Origin of the sequence: Streptomyces sp. CMB-StM0423, from assembly GCF_002847285.1 — a bacterium.
Lineage (GTDB): Bacteria > Actinomycetota > Actinomycetes > Streptomycetales > Streptomycetaceae > Streptomyces.
Map to the genome: position 1 here is coordinate 33885 of NZ_CP025407.1, position 23770 is coordinate 57654.

Consider the following 23770-nt stretch of genomic DNA (forward strand, 5'->3'; position numbering starts at 1 on the left):
AGGCGAAATTCCAAGTGCCGGTGGGAGGGAATCGGGTTGTTGCGGGATTTCCGGGTGCGCGACTGCCCTGCCCCGTAACGGAATTGCAGGGGCGCGATGCATGCTGGCACCAGGTGAACCGGCCAGTCCACCGTCGTCATACGCCGTGGTCTGCAAGGGGGCGGTGTTCAACTGTCCGCTCTGGCCAGTTGAACGCGGTTCGGCCACCACCGGCGAACAACGGGTTATTCTCTGCTGTTCGGACTCTTCCGGCGCGGGCGGAATACCGGATCAGAGGCACCGGGTTACGGGCGCGGGAATGCCGAAGGTTTCGGCAATGACGGCCATGACGCCGGCAGCGGCGGAGTGGAGGAAGAAATGCCCCCCCGGCAGGAGGCGCACGGCGGCGTCCACGTCGGTCTGGCGGTGCCAGCCCTCCAGGCCGGGTACGGGCACCAGCGGATCGTCGGTGCCGCCGAGCACAGTGAGGGGGACCGGCAACGGCGGCTCGGGGCGGTACCGGTAGGTCTCCAGCGCCGAGAAGTCGGCCCGGATCGTGGGCAGCATCAACCTCATCAGCTCCTCGTCCTCAAGCAGTTCGCGCGGGGTGCCGCCGAGCGCGCGCAGTTCGTCGACGACGTCGGCGTCGGATGCCCGGTGCACCGGGGGCCGGGTCCGGGGGGCGTCGGGCCCGGCGACGGCTGACACGAACAGGTGGGCAGGCAGCGGTCGTCTGCAGCGGCGCAAGGTCCTGGTCAGTTCGAACGCGAGCAGGCCGCCCATGCTGTGGCCGAACACGGCGAAGGGCCGGTCCAGGTGGGGGGCCAGCGCTTCGGCCAGCGCACCGCTGAGCTGCGGCAGCCTGGTAAGCGGTGGCTCAAGGATGCGGCTGCCGCGGCCGGGCAGTTCGAGCGGGCAGATCTGGATGTCGTGGGGCGCCAGTGCGTGCCAGTCGCGGTAGGCAGCAGCGCTGCCGCCGGCGTAGGGCAGGCAGAACAGCCGGAACGCGGCCCCCTGTGCGGGCTCGCTGCGGCCGAACCACGGGTTGGGCACCTTTCCGTCCTCCTTCGTCTCGCGCCCGCCGGAACATCCGGACGGACCGCCGGTCAGTCCGCCAGGCTCAGAGCGCCCGACGGACAGCGACGCACCGCGTCCTCGGCGTCTTTGAGCTGTGCGTCCGTCGGTACGGAGCGCAGCAGTACGACTGTTCCGTCCTTGTCCGACTGGTCGAACAGCTCGGGTGTGGTCAGGACGCACATGCCCGAGCCGACACAGGTGTCGGTGTCGGCCTCGATGCGCATGGTCGGCATCCTCCTGTTCACGAGGGGCGGGAGTCGGCGGCGGGGGCGGCGGGTCAGGTGGCCATGCCGCCGTCGATGGTGAAGGTGGCGCCCGTGAGGTAGCCGGCCCGGTTCGAGACGAGGAACGACACGAGATCGGCAACCTCCTCGGGACGGCCGAGCCGGCCGAGCGCGATGCGCTGCTCGAACCGCTCGCGGATGCCCGGTTCCAGAGCGAGCACGGGGTCGGTGGCGATGAAGCCGGGTGCGACCGTGTTGGCCCGGATGCCGTACCGGCCGACCTCCCGGGCCAGGGACTTGGTGAAGCCGACTATCCCGGCTTTGGACGCGGCGTAGTTGGTCTGTCCCGCGTTGCCGTGCAGGCCGGCGACAGAGGACAGGGTGACGATCGCGCCGCGGCGGCTTTCGATCATGGCCCCGACGACGGCTCTGCAGACATGGAAGACGCCGTCGAGGTTGATGCGCAGCACATCGCGCCAGTCCTCGTCCTCCATCAGCTTCAGAGGCTGGTCGCGCAGTACGGCCGCGGAGGTGACGGCGGCGTGCACGGGCCCGAGGGTGTCCTCGACGGAGTCGACGAACGTCTCGACGGCGTCGGGGTCGGCGACGTCGGTGCGCCGGACCAGGGCACGGCGGCCGGTGGCGGTGATCTCCTTTTCCACTTCGCGGGCGGCCGAGTCGTCGGACGCGTAGCACACGGCGAGGTCGTAGCCGTCCCGGGCGAGCCGCAGGGCGACGGCCCGCCCGATGCCGCGCGAGCCGCCCGCCACCAGGGCGACGGGAGTCGGGGAATGGCCGCTCATACGCTCTCCCGTGGCCGGGGCGCCGGTGTCGCCGTCGTGTCGGTTGGGGTGTGGGACCTGCTCACGCCTGGTCCTCCTCCGCTGTCAGCAGTTCGCGCAGCCGGGCCTCCACCTCGTCGTCGGTGAGGTGCGCGAGCGCGTCGAGGTCCGTGCCGGCGGCGTCGTCCCGGGCCAGGACTTCGATCGCGTCGTCCGGGCCGGTGGCCGGGGCGCCCGCACGAGAGTCCAGGACCTCGACGGTGCGGGCAACGGTGGGGCGTTCGAAGAAGGCGCGCAGGTCGAGTTCGGTGCCGAGACGGGACTTCAGCCGGGTGCCGATCTGCACGGCGGCCAGGGAGTGGCCGCCCAGAGCGAAGAAGTCGTCGTCGACGCCGACCCGGTCCAGGCCCAGCACCTCCTGCCAGACGTCGGCGACGGCCTGTTCGCGGGGCGTGCGGGGGGCCGCGTAGGGGGTCGGCAGGTCGGGGCGCGGGTGGGTGGCGACGGGCAGCGCCAGCTCGTCCATTTCCCGGGCCAGCAGCGCCGGGGTCAGGGAGCGGGCCAGCTCGCGGACGGCGGTGAAGTCGCGGTGGGAGACGACGAGGTGGCCTGGCAGGTCCGGGGCGGCGAGGATACGGGCGAAGGCGTCCTTGCCCTGCTGCTCGGTGATCCCCTCGGCCAGGGCCCGCAGGATGCCGGCGCCGTCCCCGCCGGCGTCGTGGCCGTGGCCGGGCGCGGGCGGCTCGGCGGCGCGGGCGATCTGGTCGCGCAGGCCGTCCAGGTCGTTGATGCGTTTGATGGTGAAGTCGCCGATGCGGACCAGGACCCGGCCCTCGGGGTCGAGGATCTCGATGTCGCAGGTGCTGGTCTCGCCCGTGGAGTCGGCGGACTCCTTCAGCTCGACATGGGCGTGGACGGTGCCGGTCAGACCGTGGTGGAAGCGCAGGCTGCGGTAGCTGAACGGCAGGTAGTAGGTGTCGGGGGCGTGCACGCGGGCGGTGCCGCCGGCCGCATCGAGCAGCGCGGGATGCAGCAGGTAGTGGTCGAGGTCGCCGTGGAACTCCTCGTCCAGCCGCAGCGTGGCCATGACCCGCCGCGGGCCGACCGCGATCTCGCGCATGCAGTTCCAGCGCGGCCCGAAGGAGAACTCGATGGGCCCGCCCTGCTGGAACCGGTCCAGGCCGAGGCCGAGCGTGATCGCCTCGTCGGTGTCGAGGACCTCCTTCACCTCGCAGGCGGCGCGGAGTTCGGCGAGGTCGCGCACGGTATCGGGTTCGCGTTCGGGGAAGGCGACGGTGCCGCTCGCATGGTCGTGCCAGGCCGCGGGCCCGGGCGCCCCCGTCCGGCTCCGCACGAGGAAGTGCCAGTGGCCGTCGCGTTCTTCGACGGTGGTGAAGACCTCGCGGGTCTGCCCCTCCGGCACGACGACGGGGATCGTGTACTGCACATCACCGATCTCGATGTCCCTCCCGGCGGCCTGCTCGGCCACGGCGGCCCGGACAAGTTCCAGGTAGGCGGTGCCCGGGACGAGCCCGTGTTCCTGGATGCGGTGGTCGCGGACGATCCAGCTCTCGGCCGTGCTGAAGACGGTGGCGTACGTACGGGACGTGGGGGTGCTGCGCACCAGGCGCTGGATCAGGGGGTGGCCGCCGGTTCCCGCAGCAGCCGTGCCGAAGCGGGCGCCTAGGTCGGCGGCCATGCCGACCTCGTGCCAGGTGTCCCAGCCGATGGCCGTGACCGGAACGGCGGTCTCACGTCGCTTCCACTGGGCGAAGGCATCGAGGAAGGCGTTGGCGGCGGCGTAGTCGCTCTGGCCGGGTCCGCCGAGTACCCCGGTCACGGAGGAGCACAGCAGCATGAAGTCCAGGTCGTCGTCGCAGCAGGCTCTGTCCAATACGAGCAGGCCGTGGGTCTTGGCCGCGAGCACCTGGTCGGCGTCGGCCGGGGACTTCGCGACGATCATCCCCCGGGAGGGGCTGCCGGCGGCGTGCACGACGCCGTTCAGCGGTCCGGCGGCCGCGCGGAGTTCGCGTACTGCCCGCTGCGTCTGTTCCTCGTCGGTGATGTCGGCGCGCAGGAGGTGTACGCGCGCGCCAAGGTCCCGGATGCGGCGCAAGCGCAGGATCCGCAGGCTGACCGGGTCGTTCTCGCCGTGGGCGGCCAGGTGGGCGTCCCAGTCCCCGGGTGCGGGGAAGGCGGAGCGGCCGAGCAGGGCGAGTACGGGCCGCTCGGCGGTGGCGGCGATGTGCTCGGCCATGGCAAGGCCGAGGCCGCCGAGGCCGCCGGTGATCAGGTAGACGCCCTCGTCGCGCAAGCCGGTACCGTCGGCAGCGAGCGGGGCGGCGGCGAAGGTGCGGCGCCACCAGTGGCGGCCGCGCAGGGCGAGTTCGGGTTCCTCCGCGGCCCCGGTGAGGGCGGTGAGCAGGGCACGTACGGCGTGGTCGTGGGGGGCCATGGGGTCGGTGCCGGTGATGTCCAGGACGCGGCAGGCGGTGTCGGCGGTCTCCTGGGGGATGACGGTGGTGGCACCGAGCAGCAGGGCGTGTTCGGGCCGCAGAGTCTCGTCGCCGGTGACGTCGTACACGCCGCGGCACACCACGTCTACGGTGACGGGCGCGGCGGGACGCTCGCCGGAGGCCAGTGCCTGTGCCAGCGCGAGGAGGCTGTCGAAGCCGGTTCGGCGTGCGGCATCCACGCGTTCGGGGGTGGGCGGCTCCCCCGGCGGCGGATCGCCGGCGGGGCCTGCCTCGGTGCTCCACAGGTGGACGAAGCGCAGGCGCACCCCGTCTCCGGCCGCGGTGTGCAGCCCGGCGAGCGAGGAGACGAGCGCGGTGAGGTGGTCCCGGTCGGCCGGGTCCACGGTCCAGGTGTCGCCGCTGCCGGCGAGGGCGCGGCCCGCGGTGACCCGGACGACCCGGTCGCCGGCGGCGGCCAGCCGGTCGGCGAGGGCGCCGCCCAGGGCGAGGCCGGCACCCAGCACCACCCAGACGTCGCCGGTGGGTCCTGCCGTGCGCCGGGCGGGCAGGGTGACCCGCTGCCAGCCGGGGGCGTGGAACCAGTCGTCCGCGGTGGCGGCGGGCCGGGTGCCGCGCGGGGTCTCGGCGGGTTCGACCCAGTAGCGGCGGCGCTGGAAGGCGTAGCCCGGCAGCCGGAGCGGGAGGTGCCGGTCCTCCCCCTGGACGGCGGCCCAGTCCACGGCGGCTCCCGCGCTCCACACGGAGCCGAGGCTCGTCAGCAGGTGCGCGTCGTCGCGGATGTCCTCCCCGGGGTGCCTCAGTGACCCGGCGGCGGTACGGCCCGGGGTCCAGGAGCGGTGCGCGCGGGCGAAGTTGGCCAGGGTCTGGCCGGGGCCGACCTCCACCAGCACCAGTGCGGGGTCGGCGAGCAGAACGTCGAGGGCGTCCCGGAACCGTACCGGCTGCCGAAGGTGGCTGCCCCAGTAGTCGGGGCTGGTGGCCTGCTCGTCGGTGATCCAGGTCCCGGTGACGCCGGAGAGAAACGGAATCGCCGGGGGATGGAGCCGGACACCGCGCACCTCGTCGGTGAAGGGAGCCACGGCGGCATCGACCGCCGGCGAGTGGAAGGCGTGCGAGGTATGCAGGCGGCGGCACCCCACCCCCTCGTCCTTGAGCCGTCGTTCGAGGCCGTCGACGTCCTCCGGGTCCCCGGAGACCACGCAGAGCGCGGTGGAGTTGACGGCGGCGATGGACAGGCTGTCGCCGAGGCGGGCCGTGGTCTCCCGCTCGGGCAGGAAGACGCTGAGCATGGCGCCGCCCGGCGTCTTCTGGACGAGCCGGCCGCGGGCGGCGACGAGGCGTACGGCGTCCTCCAGCGAGAACACCCCCGCGAGGCAGGCGGCAACGTACTCGCCGACGCTGTGGCCGGCCATGGCGCGCGGCTGGACGCCCCAGGACTGCCACAGCCGGGCGAGGGCGTACTCGACGCAGAACAGCGCGGGCTGGGCGAATCCGGTCTGCCGCAGCAGCTCGCCGGGATCCTGCCCGGTCCACGGGTCGTCCGGGACGAGGACGAGGGCACGCAGGTCCTCCCCCAGATGCGGGGCGAACAGGTCGGCACAGCGGTCGAATTCGGCGGCGAAGACCGGCTCGCGGGCGTGCAGACCGCGGGCCATGCCGGGGTACTGGGCGCCCTGCCCGGGGAAGAGGAACGCGACCGGGGCGCTGTCGGGGGCGGCGACGGCGGAGGCCGCGTCGGCCGCGAGCAGCCGCAGCGCGGTGACGGCCTCCTCCGTGGTGCGGGCGACCGCGGCGGTGCGGTGGGGAAAGCGGGCACGGCGGCGGGCCAGGGTGTGGGCCACGGCGTCGAGCGGAGTATCGGGGTGGGCTTCGAGGTGGTCTGCCAGGCGTCCGGCACCTTCTGCGAGCGCGGGGGCGGACTTCGCGGACAGCGGCAGCAATCGCGCCGGGGGCTCGGCGGCGGCCTGGCCGGTCGGCCGGTTGCCGCCGGAGTCCCCGGCCCGCGGGTCGGCGGGGGCCTCTTCGAGGACCACGTGGACGTTGGTGCCGCCGATGCCGAAGGAACTGACGCCGGCCCGCCGCGGCTCGGTCCGGCGCGGCCAGGGGCGCAGGTCGGTGTTGACGTAGAAGGGGCTGGTCTCCAGCTCCAGGGCGGGGTTGGGCCGTTCGTAGTGCGCAGTCGGGGGGATGGCCTCGTTCCTGAGTGCGAGGACGGCCTTGATCAGGCCGGTGACGCCGGCGGCGGCGTCGAGGTGGCCGACGTTGCTCTTGACCGAGCCCAGGGCACAGAAGCCCCGCTCCTCCGTGCCGGGGCGGAAGGCGCGGGTGAGGGCGGCGACCTCGATGGGGTCGCCGAGCGGGGTGCCGGTGCCGTGGGCCTCTACGAAGCCGACGGTGGCCGGGTCGATGTCGGCCAGGGCCAGGGCCTCGGCGACGACATCAGCCTGGCCGTCGACGCTCGGCGCGGTGTATCCGGCCTTCAGGGAGCCGTCGTTGTTGACGGCGGTGGCCAGGATCACCGCGTCGACGCCGTCGCCGTCGGTGCGGGCGTCCGCTAGCCGGCGCAGGACGACGATGCCGGCGCCGTTGCCGGCGACGGTCCCGGAGGCGTCGGCGTCGAAGGCGCGGCAGGTGCCGTCCGGGGACAGGATGCCGCCGGGCTCGTGGGCGTAACCGGCGCGCATGGGCGCCGAGACCGAGACGCCGCCGGCCAGCGCGATGTCGCACTCGCCGTTGACCAGGCTCTGGCAGGCCAGGTGCACGGCGGTCAGCGAGGTGGAGCAGGCTGTCTGGACCGTGACGGCCGGCCCGGTGAGATCCAGTTTGTACGCGACTCGGGTGGCCAGGAAGTCCTTGTCGGAGGCGAGCAGCACCTGATACATGCCGGCCGCGTCGCGGACCTGCTCGTTGTTCATGAGGTTGAACAGCAGGTACGAATTGAGTCCGGCGCCGGCGAACACGCCGATGCGGCCGTCGAAGCTGCCGGGGTCGACCCCGGCGGATTCCAGGGCCTGCCAGGCGCATTCGAGGAAGACCCGGTGCTGGGGATCGAGGAGTTCGGCCTCGCGGGGGCTGTATCCGAAGAACCCCTCGTCGAACAGGTCCGCATCCTCCAGCACCCCCTTGGCCCTGACGTAGCCGTCCTGGGCCAGGAGCGCCGGGTCGACGCCGGAAGCGGCCAGTTCCTCGTCCGAGAAGGCGGTGATGCCCACCCGGCCCTGGGCGAGGTTGGCCCAGAACGTCTCCACGTCACCGGCGCCCGGGAAGCGGCCGGCCATGCCGATGACGGCGACGCGGTCGAGATCCTGCCCCCGGTCCTCACCGGGTACGCGGGTCGGGTCCTGCTGTGGCTGTGACACTTCGATCACCTGTCTCCGCGGGAGGAAGCCCGGCGCTCGGCCGCCTGTTGCCGCCGGCTGCGGGACTGACGACGGTTTTCCGCACGCTGCCTGGCTCCGTGTCCGGCGCTCTCGGACCCGGTGCGGGAGCCGCCGAGGTACGCGGCCAGAGATTCGACGGTGGGGTGCTGGAACAGCTCGACCATCGTCAGCTCGTGATCGAGGGTGGCCAGCAGGCGGGTGCGGAACTCGGCCATGAGGAGGGAATGGCCGCCCAGATCGAAGAAGTTGTCCCGCGCTCCGACGCGCTCGACGCCGAGCAGGCCGCGCCACATCTCGGCGAGCGCGTGCTCCAGGCCGTCCTCGGGTGCGACGAACCGGGCTTCGAGGTCGGGGCGGCCGGTACGCGGCTCGGGGAGGGCCTTGCGGTCGGCCTTGCCGCTGGCGGTGAGGGGCAGTGCGTCGAGCGCGGTGAAGGAGGCCGGGACCATGTACTCGGGCAGATACTCCCGCAGGTGGGCGGCGAGATCGCCGGGGGTGGGCGCCGCAGCGCCCGCGGCGGTGACGTAGGCGGCGAGACGGACGTCACCGGGGGCGTGCTCGCGGGCGACCACGACGGCTTCGCGTACGGTGTCGTGCCGGACCAGGACCGCCTCGATCTCGCCGAGCTCGATGCGCTGGCCACGGAGCTTGACCTGGTGGTCGAGGCGGCCGAGGAACTCCAGCGCGCCGTCGGCGCGGTGCCGGGCGAGGTCGCCGGTGCGGTAGATGCGGGCGCCGGGCACGAAGGGATCGTCGGTGAAGCGCTCGGCGGTCAGGTCCGGTCGGTTGAGGTAGCCGCGTGCCAGGCCCCGGCCGCCGATGCACAGTTCGCCGGGCACCCCGGCCGGGACTGGACGGCCCCGGCGGTCCAGGACGTACATGCGGGTGTTGGCGATGGGGCGGCCGATGGGCACCGGTCGGGGATCCGGTCCCGGACGGCAGTGCCAGGCGGTGACGTCGATGGCGGCCTCGGTGGGGCCGTACAGGTTGTGCAGCTCGGCCCGGTGGAGTTCCAGGAAGCGGTCGTGCAGGGCGCGGGGCAGCTCCTCGCCGCTGCAGAAGACGCGGCGCAGCCCGGCGGACTTCCCCGGGGGTTCCGTGAGGAAGAGCTGGAGCATGGACGGCACGAAGTGGACGGTGGTGATCCGGTCGGCGGCGATGGTGTCGGCGAGATAGGCGCTGTCACGGTGCCCGCCGGGCCGGGCCACGACGAGGGTCGCGCCGGCCATCAGCGGCCAGAAGAACTCCCACACCGACACGTCGAAGGAGAACGGCGTCTTCTGCAGCACGCGGTCGGTGGCGTCCAGGCCGTAGGCGTCCTGCATCCACAGCAGCCGGTTGCGCAGAGCGGCGTGGACGTTCATCACCCCCTTCGGGCGGCCCGTCGAGCCGGAGGTGAAGATGACGTACGCCAGATCCTCCCCGTCCACCGCTACACCGGGGTCGTCCGGGGACTGCGCGGCCAGCTCCGCGGCGAGATCGTCCACGCGCAGCACGGGGCAGTCGAGCGCCGGCAGCCGGCCCGACAGGGCACCTTGGGTGAGGACCACCGGCGGCCGGGCGTCGTCGGCGATGGCGGCGAGCCGGGCGGGCGGCAACTCGGTGTCGAACGGCACGTACGCGGCACCGGCCTTGAGGACGGCGAGCAGTGCGACGACGAGGTCGAAGGAGCGCTCCATGGCGACGCCGACCAGGGCGTCGCGGCCTACACCGCGGGCGCGCAGGAAGTGCGCGAGGCGGTTGGCGCGCCGGTTCAGCTCCGCGTAGGTGAGGGAGGTGCCGGCGTACCGGACGGCCTCGGCTTGGGGGGTCCTGCGTGCCTGCTCCTCGACACACTCGTGGACCAGTCCGTGGGGCCATTTCCTGTCGGTGGCGTTCCACTCGGTGAGGAGGCGGTGTCGTTCCCTCTCGTCGAGGAGGTCCAGGCCGTCGACGGGGGTGCCGGGCCGGGCGACGACCTGCTCGACCAGGCGGTGGAAATGGCCGGCGAGGCGGACGACGGTGGACTCGTCGAACAGATCGCGGTCGTACTCGAACCAGCCGGTGATCCCGCCGTCGGTGTCGAACGCCTGCAACTCCAGGTCGAAGCGGGCGCCTTCGCTCCTGACCCGGAGCCGGGTGAGGCGGGCGCCGGCCATCGCGAGGGTGGGCACGGGCTCCCGGCCGTAGCTGAAACTGACCTGATAGACGGGGGGTCGGCTGAGGTCGCGTGGGATGTTGAGATCGGCGACGATCAGCTCGAAGGGAACGTCCTGGTGGGCGTACGCGCCCAGGCAGGCGTCCCGGACGCGGGTGAGGACCTGCGCGAAGGCGGGGTTACCGGACAGATCCGCCCTGAGGGGCAAGGTGTTGACGAAATAGCCGATAAGCGGCTCGACTTCGGCGCGACCGCGCAGGGCGGTGGGCACGCCGACGACGATGTCCTCCTGGCCGGTGTAACGGTGCAGCAGAATGTGGAAGACGGCCAGGAGCGCCATGTACGGAGTGGCGCCGTGCCGGCCGGCCAGCGCGGCCAGTTCGCGGATCAGAGCCGGCGGCAGGTCGACGGGGACGGAGCCCCCGTTGAATCCCTGGGCGGCGGGCCGGGGGCGGTCGGTGGGCAGGTCCAGCACGGTGGGCGCGCCGGCCAGGTGGCCGCGCCAGTACGCCAGGTCCTGCTGCCAACCGCGGCCGTCGAGCTGCTGGTGCTGCCAAGTGGCGAAGTCTCCGTACTGGATGGCGAGGTCGGGCAGCGGCGAAGGCGCGTCGGCGGCGAACGCCTCGTACAGCTCGGACAGTTCGGCGAGGAAGACCTCGGTGGACCAGCGGTCGGAGACGAGGTGGTGCATCGCGACGACGAGCACGGCCCGCTCGGGGCCGGTGCGCAGCAGCCGGACGCGCAGCAGCGGGCCGGTGTCGATGTCGAAGGGTTCGGCAAGGGCGTCGTCGATCCACTTCTGGCGGTCGGCGTCGGTGTACCCCGGGCCGCCGAGGTCGGTGTCCGGGATGTCGACGGCCGGACTGGGGTGGACGACCTGGACGGGGGTGCCGTTGCGGAGCTGGAAGGTGGTGCGCAGGGCCTCGTGGCGGCGGACGATCTCGTCGACCGCCGCGCGCAGCACGCCGGTGTCGAGGTGGCCCTCGATACGGACCGCGCCGGGCACGATGTAGCCCGGGTTGCGGGGCCGGAGCTGTTCGAGGAACCAGGTGCCGCGCTGCAGGACCGCGAGTGGGAAGGTGTCCTCGGCAGGTGTCCGCTCGGCGAGCAGGACGTCGAAGCGGGCGCGCTGCTCGGGAGTGAGGGCGGCCAGCTTCCGGGCCAGCTCGTCGTCGGTCACTGCCGTCCCTCCGGGCCGGAGTTCTGTGCGGCGGAGCCCTGGGGCGGACTGGTGAACTCGGCGAGCAGGGCGGCGGCCGTGTCGGCCGCCCGGGGCACGCGCCGGATCGCGGTCGGTGCCCCGGAGCGGTCGTGCGGTGTATCCGTCTCGGAGTCGCCGCCGGTCGCAGCCAGTTCCTTGACGAGGCGCTCGGCGACGCTGCGGATGGTCGCGCCGCCGAGGAAGTCGGTGATCTGCAGGGTGAGGCCGAGCCTGTCCTGGATCTCGTTGCGCAGTTCGACGGCCATCAGGGAGTCCAGGCCGAAACCGGTCAGCGGCTCGTCCAGGCCGACGTCGCCGGAGGCGGAGCCGAGGACGTCCTTGACACTCAGCACGAACCGGGCAGCCAGGGTGTCCAGTTGCTCGGGCTCGGCCAGCCCGCGGAGTTCGGTGGCGGTGGGGATGCGGCTAGGGCGGCGCCGGGTGCGCGAGGAGCGCCGGGAGGACCGGGCGGGGCGGGTATGGGAGTCGTCCCCCGCCTCGGCGGTGCTCTCGGCGGCGGGCGCGGCCGGCCGGTCCCCGTGCCAGGGCCGGGGTGGCTCCCAGCAGCGGGTCGGTTCGAAGGGGTAGGTGGGCAGCGGGGCCTTGGTGCGGGTGTAGTCGCCGTCGAACCCGTGCCAGTCGATGTCGACACCGGCCGCGTACAGCTCGGCGACCGTCTCCAGCAGCACCTCCCAGTCGTCGTGCTTGGGGCGCAGGCTGGGCAGCAGCAGGTCGTCATGGTCGGGCGGCAGGGCGTCGCTGAGGACGCCGAGCAGGGTCGGGGCGGGGCCGACCTCGACGAAGGTGTGGTGGCCCATGTCGCGCAGGGTCTGCACGCCGTCGGCGAAGCGCACCGTGTCCCGGACGTGCCGGCCCCAGTAGTCGGCCCCGGGGACCTGCTCCCATGGCCACAGCTCGCCGCTGACGTTGGAGACGAGGGGGATGCGGGGAGCGGCGAACGCGATCTTGTCCGCGGCGCGGCGCAGCGGCTCGACGGCGGGCTCCATCAGCGGCGAGTGGCCGGCGGAGGCGATGTGCAGGGGCTTGGCCTTGACGCCGCGGGCGGCGAAGGCGGCGCAGACGACCTCGACCAGGTCGCGGTCGCCGGAGATGGTGGTGCTGGCCGGACCGTTGACCGCGGCGACGGCGATCCGGTCCGGGTGCGCGGCGATCTCGGCGGCCACCTCTTCCTCGGGAGCGAACACCGCGGCCATGGTGCCCGGCAGCGAGTGCTCCTGGATGACGCGGGCGCGTTGCACCGTGAACGCCAGCCCGTCCGCCGGCGACATCACGCCCGCGACGCATGCGGCGACGCACTCGCCGAAGCTGTGGCCGAGCACCGCCGCGGGAGTCACCCCCCAGGAGCGCCACAGCTCGGCCATCGCGTACTCCACCGCGAAGGTCGCGGGCTGGGCGTACGCCGTCTCGTTGATCTGCCGGTCCTCCGGATCGTCCGGGAAGAGCACCGACAGCAGCGGGCGGTCGAGGAGCGGTTCGAGGATCCGCGCGCACTCGTCGACGGCGCGCCGGAAGGTGGGCTGGGTGTCGTACAGCCCGCGGGCCATGCCGGGGCGCTGGGCGCCCTGCCCGGTGAACAGGAAGACCACGTCGGAGCCGTGTGCCTCGCCGAGCGCCAGGCCGGGTCCGGTATCGCCGCGGACGAAGCCGGCGAGCCGGTCGGCAACTTCCTCGCGCGTGGTCCCGACGGCGGCGAGGCGGTGCCGGAAGTGGGTGCGGCCGGTGGCGGCCGAGTGGCACAGGTCGGCGAGGGGCGTGCCGTCGCCGTCGGCGAGCCGGTCGGCGTACCGGCGGGCCAGAGCGGTCAGCGCCGTTTCGGTGCGGGCGGACAGTGCCAGGACTCCGGCCGGCCGCCGGTGGTCCGCGGGCGGCGGGGCGGCTGACGGCGCCTGTTCCAGGATCACGTGCACATTCGTGCCGCTGAGGCCGAAGCTGCTCACGGCGGCGGTGCGCGGGCCTTCGGTCTCCGGCCAGGGGGTGACGCGGGTGGGCACGTCGAAGGTGGTGCCCTCGAAGGAGATGTTGGAGTTCAGCCGGGTGAAATGCAGGTTGGGCGGGATGGCTCCGTGGGAGACGCACAGCGCGGCCTTGATCAGCCCGGCGATTCCCGCCGCGGCCTCCAGGTGGCCGATGTTGGTCTTGACGGCGCCGAGGTATACGGGTGCGCCGTGGTCGCGCCCGTATACCTCGGCGAGTGCCCCGGCCTCGATCGGGTCGCCGAGGCGGGTGCCGGTGCCGTGTGTCTCGATGTACCCGACGTGCTCGGGCCGGACCCCGCCGGCTGCCAGGGCGCGGCGGTACACGCCCACCTGGGCGGCGCCGTTGGGGGCGGTGATGCCGGCGCTGCGCCCGTCCTGGTTGACCGCGCCGCCGCGTACGACGGCGAGGATCCGGTCCCGGTCGCGTACGGCGTCCGAGAGCCGCTTGAGCACGACGACACCGCAGCCCTCGCCGCGTACGTAGCCGTCGGCGGCGTCGGAGAAGGTCATCGCCCGCCCCTGCCGGGACACCGAGCCGAACTGCGACTGGGAGATCAGCAGGACCGGGGACAGCACGACGTTGACGCCACCGGCCAGCGCCATGTCGCACTCCCCCGTACGCAGGCTCTGGCATGCCTGGTGGACGGCCAGCAGCGAGGAGGAGCACGCCGTGTCGACGGCGAGGTTGGGGCCGCGCAGGTCGAGGAGGTAGGAGATGCGGGCCGGGACGAAGCTGGCCGCGGCGCCCGAACTGGTGTACGCGGTGACGTCCTCGGGGTGGCGGATCCGGGAGGTGACGTGGTCCGAGCTGGCGGTGCCCATGAACACGCCGGTGTCGCTGCCGGCCAGGCCGGAGGGCGCCTGGCCGGCATCCTCCAGGGCTTCCCAGCACACTTCGAGAGTCAGGCGCTGGTGGGGGTCCATCGCCAGCGCCTCGCGGCGGGAGACCCCGAAGAAGTCGTGGTCGAACCGGTCGAGACCCTCGATGAACGCGCCGGAGCGCGTGTAGATCTTGCCCGGCTTGCCGGCTTCCTCGTCGTAGAAGGCGTCGTGGTCCCACCGGTCTGCGGGGATGTCGCCGACGGCGTCGATGCCGTCGGTGAGCATCCGCCAGTACGTGGCGATGTCGGTGACGCCGCCGGGGAAGCGGCAGCCGACGCCGACGACGGCGACGGGCTCGGTGCGCGCCCGCTCGTACTCCTCGATCCGGCGCTGCAGGCGCTCCATCGTCAGGTAGGCGTTCTTGAGCGTGTCAGCCGACACCAGGGTGCGTTCCGGTGACGTCATCGCCGACCCCCTTCGTCGATCTGCTTCGTCTTGGCCAGCAGGAGCGCCTCGAGGTCGGCGGTGGACATCGCGTTGAGGCCGGCCGAGGCGCTCGTCGGGAGCGGGCTGGCGCTCCCCTGGTCACCGGGGAGCGGACCGGGTGGATCGGACGCGGCCTTCCCGGCGGGGCGATCGGGGGCCGTTCGGCCGGGTTCCAGCTGGACGTCCATGCGCTCCGCCAGATAGGGCACCAGCGCGTCGATGGTCGGAAAGCGCCAGGCGATGGTCGAGGGCAGCTGCACCCGAAGCGACGACACCAGCGAGTTGCGCAGTTCGAGGGAGAGCAGCGAGTCGAACCCCATGCTGTTCATGGGGGCGCTGGTGTCGATCCTGCCGGGCTCGGCGCCCACCACGCGGGCCGCGACGGCCCGGCAGTGCTCGGTCAGGAGGGCTCGGCGGCGGCGACCCGGCTCCACGGCGAGGAGCCGGCGGCGCACCTCGCTCGTGGCCGGCCGGCCCGCCGGGGACTCTCCGGGCGCGTCCCCGAGCAGGGTGGCGAGGAGACTGCCTCCGGGGTGGTCGCCCAGCTTGTCCCGGTCCAGGGGCAGGACGCAGACCTGGGCGGCGTCGGTGCGCAGCAGCCGGTCGAGGGTCGCTATGCCGTCGCCGGGGCTGATGCTCTCGATGCCGCGGGCGGCGAGGGCTCCGCCGCGGTCGGGGCGGGCGGCGAGGCCGATGTCCGACCAAGGGCCCCAGTCGATGCTGAGCGCGGGCAGTCCGCGGGCACGCCGGTGGTGGGCGAGGGTGTCGAGGAGGGCGCTGGCGGCGGCGTAGTTGGCCTGGCTGGCCGAGCCGAGCACGGCGGCGGCCGAGGAGTACAGGACGAAGAAGTCCAGTTCGCGGTCCGACGTGGCGTGGTGCAGGTGCCAGGCGGCGGTGGACTTGGGCCCGGCAACCGAGCGGAACCTTTCCCGGTCCAGGCCGGTCAGCAGGCCGTCGTCGAGGATTCCGGCGGCGTGCACGACTCCGGCCAGCCGCGGCATGGTGGCGTCGATGCGCGCCAGGACCCCGTCGAGGGCGGCGCGCTCGGACACGTCGGCCCTGACGACGGCGACCTCGGCGCAGTCGCGCAGCTCGGCGACGGCCCGTTCGGCGGCGGCCGAGGGGGCGCTGCGGCCGGCCAGCACGAGGTGGCGGGCGCCCTGTCCGGCCAGATAGCGGGCGGTCTCCAGGCCGAGCGCGCCGAGCCCGCCGGTGATCAGGTAGGAGACGTCCGGCCGTACGGGAGCGGCGCCCGGAGCGGTGGTGATCCGCTCGTGGGGGTCGGGCCGCAGCACCAGCTTGCCGGTGTGCCGCGCCTGCGCCATGGCGCTGAAGGCGGCCGGCGCGTCGGAAAAGGGGTGGCCGGTGACGGGCAGGGCCGTGAACTCGCCGCCGTCGAAACCCTGGACAATGTCGGCGAACAGCTCGGCGATCTCCTCGGGCCGCTCGCGGATGGTGCGTTCCAGGTCCACGGCGAAGAAGGCGCGGTTGTCCTTGAAGAGCTCCAGCCCGATATGGCTGTTGCCGTAGACGTCCCGCTTGCCGATCTCGACGAACCGGCCGCCCGGGGCCAGCAGCCGCAGGCTGCGCACCAGGGCCTCGCCGGTGGCGGAGTTGAGCACGACATCGACGCCCCGGCCGCCGGTGCGTTCGGTGATCTCGTCGGCGAAGGCGAGCGTGCGCGAGTCCATGGCGTGCTCCACGCCGAGGCTGCGGAGCAGTTCACGCTTCTCCTCCGTACCGGCCGTGGCGTAGACGCGGGCGCCGCGGCGCCGGGCGACCTGCAGCGCGGCCAGCCCGACACCGCCGGTCGCGGAGTGGACGAGCACGGTCTCGCCCTTGCGCAGCCGGGCAAGGCGCTCCAGGGCGTGGACGGCGGTGAGGAAGGCGATGGGCACGGCGGCGGCCTCGTCCTCGCCCAGGGCCGGCGGCGCGGCGGCAACCAGGTCCTCGCCGACCGTGGTGAACGCCGCCATGCTGTGCGCGCCGACCGCGATCACCCGGTCGCCGACGCGGTGACGGGTCACGCCCTCGCCGACGGCGACGACGCGGCCCGCGCACTCGGCGCCGAGCGGGACGATGCCCTCCGCGCCGGGGTAGGTCTCCAGGGCCTTCAGGACGTCGCTGAAGTTCAGGCCGGCGGCGGCGACCTCGATCTCCACCTGGCCGGGCCCCGGCGGGGTGCGGTACCCCCAAGTCGCTCTGAGGCTGGCGAGGCGGCCGGGGCGGGTCGCGAGCAGCCGGTGGTTGCCGTCGCGCGCCGCGTCGAAGGCCCAGGTGGGCCGAGTGTCCGGGGTCGCGTCGGGGGCAGTCCACCTCTGGAGTGCGGGTGTCAGGCGCTCGCCGTGGCGCAGGGCGACCTGGCCGTCGTCGCCGGGGCGCAGCACCTCGGCCAGGAGCAATTCCGCTTCGCCCTCGGGGCGGGCGGGGTCCAGGTCGACGACGGTGGGGCGCAGTTCGGTGTGTTCCAGGCCGATCACGCGGGCCAGTCCCCACAGCGGCGCCTGGCCGACGGACAGTTCGTCGCCGTCGCCGGCCTGCTGGGCGCCGCGGGTGAGCAGCACCAGGCGAGGTGCGGAGTCCTGTCCGGCGCGGGTGATCTCCTGGACCAGGTGCAGGGCGGGCACGGTGGCGGAGTCCTGGACGGCGAGCAGCCGCGTGGGGGTGTCGTCCTCGGCCAGCGCGGCATCGAGGGCCCAGCCGTGCACGATGCCGTCGGGACGGACGCCGGTCGCGGCCAGGTCGGCCAGCAGTGCGGCGACGTCCTCGTGCCGCGCGGGATCCAGCACGTAGTGGTCCGGAGCGGGTCTGCCGTAGCCGGGGCCTACGGTCGCGGTGACGCAGGTGCCGCCGCGGGCGCGCAGTCCGGTGACGAGCGTGTCGCAGGTGCCGCCGGCGTCGGCGAACACCAGCCAGGTGCCGGGCTCGGCGTCCGTGCCGGACTCACCGGGGGTCTGCCGCCAGGCCACGTCGTACAGGGCTTCCCCGAGCGGGTCGGCGGCGGTCTCGCCGTCCAGGCGTTTGAGGGCGATGCCCGTGACCTCGCCGACCGGGGCCCCGGACGCGTCGTAGAGAACGACGGTGGCATCGGTGATCTCCTCGGCGCCCGGTTCCGGCGCGGTGACCGCGGCGTGTGCCCAGCGTGGTTCGGCCCGCTCGGCGAAGAGGGCGAAGCAGCCGACGCGCATCGGCAGATAGGTGCTCGCGACGGCGTCGTCCCCGCCGGTGGGGGGCGACAGGGCGGCCATGAGCGTCTGCAACGCGCTGTCGAGAACGGCCGGGTGCACCAAGTGCTCGCCGCGGTCCGCGGTCAGGGCGGCCCGGTCGCGCAGCCGGGCAACGGCCTCGCCGGTACCGGACCACAGCTCCTCGACGCCCCGGAAGGCCGGGCCGTACGCCAGCCCGGCCCGGTGCAGCGCGGCGTAGTGGTCGTCGGTGTCGACGGGGGTGGAGCAGCGGTTGCGTACGGCGGACAGTGGTTCGCCACCGGATTCGGGCGCGCCGCGGCGGAAGGCGCCGTGGGCGGCCTCGGCCCATTCGTCGTCGGCATCGGCGCGGGTGAACAGCCGCAGCGAACCCGTGTCGGCGGTCTCGGGGACGAGGACGAGTTGCAGCGTGGCGTCCTGGGCGTGCTCGGGCACCACGGTCAGCCGGGTGAAGTGGACGTCCGCGAGGGTGGCCGGACCGCCGAGGTGCTCGCGCGCCGCCGCGAGCCCGGCGTCCAAGACGAACGCGCCGGGCAGGGCGGCGCTGCCGCCGACCTGGTGGTCGGTCAGGTAACCGAAGTCGTCCAGGTCGACCGGCGCGGACCAGTGGGCGGCGTGCGGGGGCAGGGCGGACCGCACGGCGGTGCGGAGGACGGGGTGCCCGCGGCGCTCGGACCGGTAGCGGGTGTGCTCGGCGTACCAGAAGCGGGTGCGCTGCCACGGGTACGTGGGAAGGTCGGCCATAGGCGCGGCCGGGCCGTACACCCGGGTCCAGTCGACGTGGTAGCCGGCGGTGTAGAGCCGGCCGAGCTCCGCGCGGAGGGTGGCGCGACCCGGCCGGTCGCTGCGCAGGGACGAGACGGCGACCGTGTGGCCGTACGACGACATGCGCTCGGTGACGGCGTCGGTGAGCATCGGGTGCGGCGACATCTCGACGAAGACGTCGTGACCGGACTCGGCCAGCTCGGTGACCGCGGTGTCGAAGAGCACCGGCCGGGTGAGGTTGGACGCCCAGTACTCGGCGTCCAGCCGGCCCCCGTCGACCGGCTTTCCGGTGACGGTGGAGATCATGGGAAGGGTGCCGGTGCGCGGACGCAGGTCCGACAGCAGCCCCCACAGCTCCTGTGCGACGGGCTCCATCAGCGGACAGTGGGAGGCGAATTCGACCGACTCCAGGACGCGGCAGTACAGGCCCTCTTCCTGAAGTGCCTCGGCCAGCGTCTCCAGGGCGGTGCTCTCTCCCGAGAAAACGGTGGAGCCAGGGCTGTTGCCCGCCGCGATCCACACCTGTCCGGGGCGACGTTCGGCCAGGATCTCCCGGGCCCGTTCCAGACCGACGCCGACGACCGCCATCCTGCCCCTGCCGGTGGCGCTGTGCAGGGCGGCACCGCGGTGCAGCGCGATGACGAGGGCGTCCTCCAGCCCGATCGCACCGGAAAGATGTGCAGCGGCGATCTCACCGACGCTGTGGCCGACGACGGCGGCCGGTTCGATACCCCAGGAGCGCCACAGGGCGGCGAGGGCGATCTGCGCGGCGGTGAGAGCGGGCTGCCCGACGGCGGTGTCCAGCAGACGGGACCTGGCAGGGTCGGCGGTGAGCTGGTCCAGCAACGACCAGTCGGTGTGCCGGCGCAGCAGGGCGTCGCAGCGTTCGACGACCGCGCGGAAGACCGGCTCCCCGGCGAGCAGGTCGTCGGCCAGGGGCCACCACCGGGGCCCCTGGCCGGAGAAGACGAACACCGGCTTGGGGTGCCAGCCCACGCGCCGGACGCCGCTGGACAGGCCGGGCACCTCCGCGCCTCGGCCGAACGCGGCGAGCGCGGTGCGCAGTTCGTCCGCCGACGAGCCGGTGCAGGCCAGCCGGTGCTCGTGGTGGGTGCGGCGGACTGCCACGGCGGCGGCGAAGTCGCCCAAGGACAGGCCGGGCGCGGCGAGCTTGTCGGCGTAGGCCGCGGCGAGGTCGCGCAGGGCGTGTTCGTCGCGCGCCGAGACGGTCAGCAGGACGGTGTCGTCAGCCGGGTCCTGCCGGGGCGCGGGGTCGGTGGCCGGGGGTTGCTCCAGCACCACGTGGGCGTTGGTGCCACCGAAACCGAACGAACTCACTCCGGCCAGCGCAATGCCGTCCTCGCCGGCCGGCCAGGGCTGGAGGATGTGGGCGACCCGTAGGGCGAGATCGTCGAAGGGAATGTGCGGGTTGGGCTCGCGGTAGTGCAGGGTCGCCGGCACGGTGCGGTGGCGGACCGCCAGCGCAGCCTTGATCAGCCCGCCGATGCCCGCGGCGGCCTCCATGTGCCCCAGGTTGGACTTCACCGAGCCGATCAGGCACGGCCGGGCGGGGTCACGCCCCTCCCTCAGGACGGCACCGAGCGCCTTGGCCTCGATCGGGTCGCCGAGGGCCGTGCCGGTGCCGTGGGCCTCGACGTACCCGATGTCCGCGCCGCGCACGCCGGCGTTGCGGTGGGCGGCGCGCAGCACCTCTTCCTGGGCCTGCGGGTTGGGCGCCATCAGGCCGTTGCTGGCGCCGTCCTGGTTGACGGCGCCCCCGCGGATCACGGCGTACACGGGATCTCCGTCGGCGAGCGCGCGGCTGAGCGGTTTGAGTACGACGACGCCTGCGCCCTCGGAGCGCACGTATCCGTCGGCACGGGAGTCGAACGGCTTGCACCGGCCGTCCGCGGACATCGCCCCGGCCTTGCTGAAGTTGATGGCGAAGGCGGGAGAGAGAACGAGGTTGACGCCGCCGGCGAGGGCCAGTTCGCAGTCACCGCGCTCCAGGCTCATGCACGCCTGGAGGACCGCGACGAGCGAGGAGGAGCAGGCGGTGTCCACCGCGAGGCTGGGGCCGCGCAGGTCCAGCAAGTAGGACAGGCGGTTCGCGGAGATGCTCAGGGCGCTGCCGGTGCCCGTGTAGGGGTCGATGGCGGCCAGGTCGCGCAGTTGGCCCGTGGCGTAGTCGAAGGTGGAGATCCCGACGAACACGCCGGTGGGCGAGCCTGCGAGCCGGTCGGAGGGCATCCCGGCGTTTTCCAGCGCCTCGAACGCGACTTCGGTGAGGAGGCGCTGTTGCGGGTCCATGCGCGTAGCTTCCTGGCGGGAGATGCCGAAGAAGCCCGCGTCGAACCGGTCGACGCCGTCGAGGAACCCACCCCAGCGGCTGGTGGTGCGGCCGGGGGCGGCGGGGTCGTCGGAGGCGTACTGCTCAATGTCCCAACGGTCCGCCGGGACCTCGGTGACCGCGTCCCGCCCCTCGGTCAGCAGCCGCCAGAAGTCGTCGGGGCCGTCGACGCCGCCGGGGAAGCGGCATCCGATGCCGACGATCGCGACGGGGTCGGGCGCGGCGGCGGGCTCGGCCCGACGGGCAAGGCGGGCGTCGGTTTCAGCAAGGCGGGCGCCGGTTTCGGTGGCGCCAACGGGTCTCTGGTCCACCGCGACCGGTGTCCCGGGGAACACCGCCGGGACAACGCCTTCCAGGTGCTCGGCGAGCTTGGCGGGGGTGGGATGCTCCCACACCACCGTCGGCGAGAGCGGCACTCCGAGCCGTTGTTCGAGGTCGCCGACCATGGTGACCATGTCGACCGAGCGCAACCCGTATCCGGCGAACGGCAGCCCGGGGTCGATTGCCTCGGTCCGGCCGCCGGTCGTGGCGGCAAGCGCCTCCCGCAGCCACTGCTCAATTTCGGCCGCGCCCGGGGCGGTCCGGCCGGTGCTGTGCGCACCGGCCGGACCGGGCGGGTGCTCGGGCGCGTCCGCCCGGCCGTCCCGAGCCGCCTCGTCCGCCCGCCACTGTGCCAGCGGGTTCAGGGTCCCACCGAGCACCGCGTCCAGGCACGCCTGGCGCTGGAGCTTTCCGCTGGACGTCTTCGGTACGCTACCGGGGCGCGCCAGCGCGACGAGGAACGCCTGCAGACCGTGTTCGCGTGCGACCTCGGCCCGGATGGCGGCGATGATGCGGGCACGGTCCCCCGGAGAACGGCTCCCCCGGTACTCCTGGACGACGATCAGGCGCTCCTCGCCGTCGATGTCGCGAACGCCCGCCACGCCGCAGCCCGACCGCAGGCCGTCGTCGACGGCCTCGACGGTGCGTTCGATGTCGTGCGGGTAGTGGTTGCGGCCCGCCATGATGATGACGTCCTTGATACGGCCGGTGACGTAGATCTGGTCGCCGTCGGTGAAGCCGAGGTCGCCGGTGCGCAGGAAAGGTCCCTCGCCGCTCCCGGCGAGACGGGCGCCGAAGGTCTCCTCGGTCTCCCGGCTGCGCCGCCAGTACCCGCCGGCGACACTCTGCCCCGCGACCCACAGCTCCCCGATCCGGCCGTCGAGCATCGGGCCGAGGGTCTCTGGGTCCACCGCGACGACCCGCTGGTCGTGCACCGAAGTGCCGCAGCTGGGCAGTGTCCGCGCGGCCTCGTCGGGTCCGGCGTCCTCGGCCGCCCCGGACAGCAGTCCGCTCACCCGCAGCCTTCTGCTGAGCGGTTCGGCACGGGGGTCGCCGGTGGAGACCAGAAGCGTGCCCTCGGCCAGTCCGTAGGAGGGGGCGTGCGCCGACGGCCGGAAGCCGCAGTCGGCGAACGTGCGGGAGAAGCGCTCCATGGTCTGCTGCCGGACGGGCTCGGCGCCGTTCGCGGCGACCCGCCAGGTGCTCAGGTCCAGGGTGCGCCGCTCCTCCTCGGTCACCTTGCGGACAGCGAGGTCGTAGGCGAAGTTGGGCGCCGCGCACGCGGTACCGCCGGCTTCCGAGATCGCCCGCAGCCAGCGCAGCGGCCGCTTGAGGAAGGAGAACGGCGACATGAAAGTCACCGGGAAGCCGACGTAGGCGGGGGTGAGCAGGCCGAAGATCAGACCCATGTCGTGGAACGGCGGGAGCCAACTGACCATGTGCTGGGCCGGGTCCCCGGCGAAGAACCGGCTGTTCATCGCCGCGATGTTGTGCAGCAGGTTGCCGTGGCTGACCATCACGCCCTTGGGGCGGCTGGTCGAGCCCGAGGTGTACTGCAGGAAGGCGATGTCCTCGCGGACCGATCCGGGGTGGCGCCAGGCGTCGGCGGCGGCCGGGTCGAGGTCGTCGACTGTCAGCCAGGCGATGTCCCGCAGCGCCGGAGCTTGTTCGGCGAACCGGTCGGCCAGGGCGACGGTCTCGGCCGGGGCCAGGATCACTCCGGGATCGGCATCCTCGATGACCCCGGTCAGCCTCGGCAGGGTGCGCATCAGGAAGGCCGGGTCGGGCGGGTAGACGGGCACGGCGAGGACGCCGGCGTACAAGCAGGCGAAGAAGGAGGTCACGTAGTCCAGCCCGGCCGGGCACATGATGAGCGCCCGCTCCCCGGCAGGAACGCGCTCCCGGAGCGCCGCGGCGATCGCACGGACCCGCAGGTCGAACGAGTCGTTGGCCACGGACTCCGGCTCGCCCTCGCCATCCACCAGGAACCGGAAGATCCGTTGCTCCGGGTGCTCCTCGAAGACCGTACGGAAATGGTCAACAAGCGATTCGGAATCGCGTCTCAGCATCCGACTGCCCTCTCACATGCTCGACTCAGGCGCGCCTACCCGCGGACCGAGTCCGGGCCGGTGGCGCGAAATCACCGCGCGCCCGCATCGTTCCGAAAAGAGCGAGCACGATCCGAAGCATCACACCGCCGATTACTCAGCGGGTGGTGAATTAACCCGGCCAGCCGACCGGTACATTTCCCAAGCGGCTCCCATGACTGGCGAGTCAGCCTCCAGGAAGCTCCGAGACCCGTCAAGAAATGGCGAACCACGGCATCTGTGCGCCCTCCGTTCAACTGCCTTTCCCAGTCAGTTGAACACCTCGGCGCCACCTCGGTGTCCACAGCACATCGGTTCCGGGCCGGGGCGGCTGGACTGCGCCGTCCGCCGAGTGCCAGCATGAACCGCGCACTTGCCGCGACAATTCGGCAAGGCGACAGCGAAACGGACATCCGTAGCGGCTCGAATACTTCCCTACGGGAACCTCGCATCACCCACGTTCTGCGGTGCTCGCGGAG

Annotated in this window: 7 protein-coding genes; all 7 read right to left on the reverse strand. The window is 73.1% G+C overall.

Features of this window, described 5'->3' with window-relative positions; translation table 11 throughout:
* Positions 1–270: 270 nt before the first annotated feature.
* The 7 genes from CXR04_RS00100 to CXR04_RS00130 all read right to left on the reverse strand — a co-directional run bounded on the left by CXR04_RS00100 (position 271) and on the right by CXR04_RS00130 (position 23273).
* Positions 271–1032: a thioesterase II family protein gene (locus tag CXR04_RS00100; protein WP_101419865.1), complete on the reverse strand. Its 762-nt coding sequence runs from the start codon at positions 1030–1032 to the stop codon at positions 271–273.
* A gap of 53 nt (positions 1033–1085) precedes the next feature.
* Positions 1086–1280 carry a ferredoxin gene (locus CXR04_RS00105; protein WP_101419866.1) on the reverse strand — a complete coding sequence of 65 codons (195 nt, stop codon included), beginning with the start codon at positions 1278–1280 and terminating at the stop codon, positions 1086–1088.
* Between the two features lie 53 nt (positions 1281–1333).
* Entirely contained in the window at positions 1334–2083 is a 750-nt protein-coding gene (gene fabG, locus CXR04_RS00110; protein WP_101419867.1) for a 3-oxoacyl-ACP reductase FabG, read from the reverse strand.
* A gap of 61 nt (positions 2084–2144) precedes the next feature.
* Positions 2145–7898, reverse strand: coding sequence for a type I polyketide synthase (locus tag CXR04_RS00115; RefSeq protein ID WP_234379953.1), 5754 nt, complete (start codon positions 7896–7898; stop codon positions 2145–2147).
* 5 nt (positions 7899–7903) lie between these two features.
* Entirely contained in the window at positions 7904–11236 is a 3333-nt protein-coding gene (locus CXR04_RS00120; protein WP_101419869.1) for a non-ribosomal peptide synthetase, read from the reverse strand.
* On the reverse strand, positions 11233–14541 hold the full coding sequence (locus CXR04_RS00125) for a type I polyketide synthase (protein WP_101419870.1): 3309 nt from the start codon (positions 14539–14541) through the stop codon (positions 11233–11235). The genes CXR04_RS00120 and CXR04_RS00125 overlap by 4 nt, the downstream gene beginning before the upstream one ends.
* Positions 14538–23273, reverse strand: coding sequence for a type I polyketide synthase (locus tag CXR04_RS00130; RefSeq protein ID WP_101419871.1), 8736 nt, complete (start codon positions 23271–23273; stop codon positions 14538–14540). Before CXR04_RS00130 ends, CXR04_RS00125 begins: the two co-directional genes overlap by 4 nt.
* Positions 23274–23770: the final 497 nt, after the last annotated feature.

Excerpts from the sequence above, each read along its gene's own strand:
- CXR04_RS00105 (WP_101419866.1), bottom strand. The coding sequence starts at position 1,280 with ATGCGCATCGAGGCCGACACCGACACCTGTGTCGGCTCGGGCATGTGC.
- fabG (WP_101419867.1), bottom strand. The coding sequence starts at position 2,083 with ATGAGCGGCCATTCCCCGACTCCCGTCGCCCTGGTGGCGGGCGGCTCG.
- CXR04_RS00125 (WP_101419870.1), bottom strand. The coding sequence starts at position 14,541 with ATGACGTCACCGGAACGCACCCTGGTGTCGGCTGACACGCTCAAGAAC.
- CXR04_RS00130 (WP_101419871.1), bottom strand. The coding sequence starts at position 23,273 with ATGCTGAGACGCGATTCCGAATCGCTTGTTGACCATTTCCGTACGGTC.